The organism is Saccharomonospora saliphila YIM 90502 (assembly GCF_000383795.1).
GTDB lineage: Bacteria > Actinomycetota > Actinomycetes > Mycobacteriales > Pseudonocardiaceae > Saccharomonospora > Saccharomonospora saliphila.
In genome coordinates this window covers 1-1781 of record NZ_KB912710.1, presented here as the reverse complement: position 1 = coordinate 1781, position 1781 = coordinate 1, and the positions used below count along the sequence as shown (strand labels likewise).

Annotated in this window: 2 protein-coding genes; both read right to left on the bottom strand. The window is 72.3% G+C overall.

The window, feature by feature from the left end; translation table 11 throughout:
• The coding region (locus SACSA_RS0117505; protein ID WP_019819032.1) for a DedA family protein at positions 1-543 on the bottom strand (543 nt) is incomplete at its 3' end.
• Positions 544-655: 112 nt separating this feature from the next.
• Entirely contained in the window at positions 656-1663 is a 1008-nt protein-coding gene (gene lipA / locus SACSA_RS0117500) for a lipoyl synthase (RefSeq protein WP_028661986.1), read from the bottom strand.
• Positions 1664-1781: the final 118 nt, after the last annotated feature.

The following is a 1781-nucleotide window of genomic DNA, read 5'->3' as shown; positions in this document are numbered from 1 at the left end:
CACGATCGCGCCGCCGGTGCTGAGCACGTCCTCGACCCGCCGGGCGGCCTCGCCGAGGGCGGCGCCCAGGCCGATGTGCAGGGCCGACCACGACACGGCTCCGGCGAACACGGCGGGCAGGAACTTGCGGAAGGGCAGCCTCGACGTGCCCGCCGCCGCCGGGGTGAGCGTGCGCACCACCGGCAGGAACCGGGCGAAGAACACCGCCCATGCGCCACGCCGGTGGAGGATGTCGGTCGCCCGGTCCCACGCATCCGTGCCGTACCGCTGGATCAGCCGGGTCTCCCGCAACCTCGGCCCGAACCTCCTGCCGAGGGCGTACCCGATCGAGTCGCCCACGCTGGCGCAGACGGTGACCACGGCCCACAGCACGAGGAACCTCGGCGCCGTGGTCGCCGTCGTCGCCGCGATGAGCAATCCGGACTCACCGGGGGCGAGGAACCCGAGGCCGATCGTGCACTCGAGCAGTACGAGCAGGCCCGTCGCGCCGACCAGCGCGGGTTGCGGCTGGCTCTGTAGCCAGTCGAGTACCTCGGTTACCACGGGCGCCCCCTGTGTCGTCGTTGTCCCCGCCTCCGCCGTTCCGGTGGCCGGTCGACGCCGACGACCCTAGCGCCCGCGCGGTCCGCCTCGGCGCGGGTTCCCCCGGAACGGGTCAGCGTTGCCGTGCGAGGACGCTGCTCGCCTCCTGCGCGGCCGGGGCCGCGGCGGCCAGGTGCCCGAGGTTCTCCGGCAGCGGCTCGCCGCGGTGCTGCTTCGTCTTGGCGAAGAGCTTGCCCGCCCGGTAGCTCGACCGCACCAGCGGCCCGGCCATCACCCCGGCGAACCCGAGCTGTTCGGCGACCCGCGTGTGCTCGACGAACTCCTCCGGCTTGACCCAGCGGTCCACCGGGTGGTGCCGCACCGACGGACGCAGGTACTGCGTGATGGTGAGGATCTCGCAGCCGGCCTCCACGAGATCGCGCATGGCGGGCTCGACCTCGTCCGGGGTCTCGCCCATGCCGAGGATCAGGTTCGACTTGGTCACCAGGCCCGCCTCGCGGGCACGGCGGATCACCTCGAGGGACCGTTCGTAACGGAAACCCGGGCGGATGCGCTTGAACACACGCGGCACCGTCTCGGTGTTGTGAGCCAGCACCTCGGGCTCGGCACCGAACACCTCCGCGAGCTGGTCGTCGTCGGCGTTGAAGTCGGGAATGAGCAGCTCGACGCCCGTGCCCGGGTTCAGCGCGTGGATCTGGCGCACGGTCTCGGCGTAGAGCCAGGCACCGCCGTCCGGCAGGTCGTCGCGCGCCACCCCGGTCACGGTGGAGTACCGCAGGCCCATCGCCTGCACGCTCTCGGCGACCCGGCGCGGCTCGTCCCGGTCGAGCTCGGCGGGTTTGCCCGTGTCGATCTGGCAGAAGTCGCACCGGCGGGTGCACTGGTCGCCGCCGATGAGGAACGTCGCCTCGCGGTCCTCCCAGCACTCGTAGATGTTGGGACAGCCCGCCTCCTCGCAGACGGTGTTCAGTCCCTCCCGCTTCACCAGCCCCTTCAACTCGGTGAACTCGGGTCCCATGCGCGCACGGGTCTTGATCCAGGACGGCTTCTTCTCGATCGGTGTCTGGCTGTTGCGGACCTCGAGCCGCAGCAGCTTCCGACCCTCCGGCACCACAGTCACGCGCCCCACCCTACGCCGGGGACCCGCCCCGACTCGACCACGCGGGAGCGGGGGTGATCCCGGTCAAGTTCGCCGACGGCCTCCCCGGCCGCGCCGCCGTGGTCGGCGCCCGCGGCCC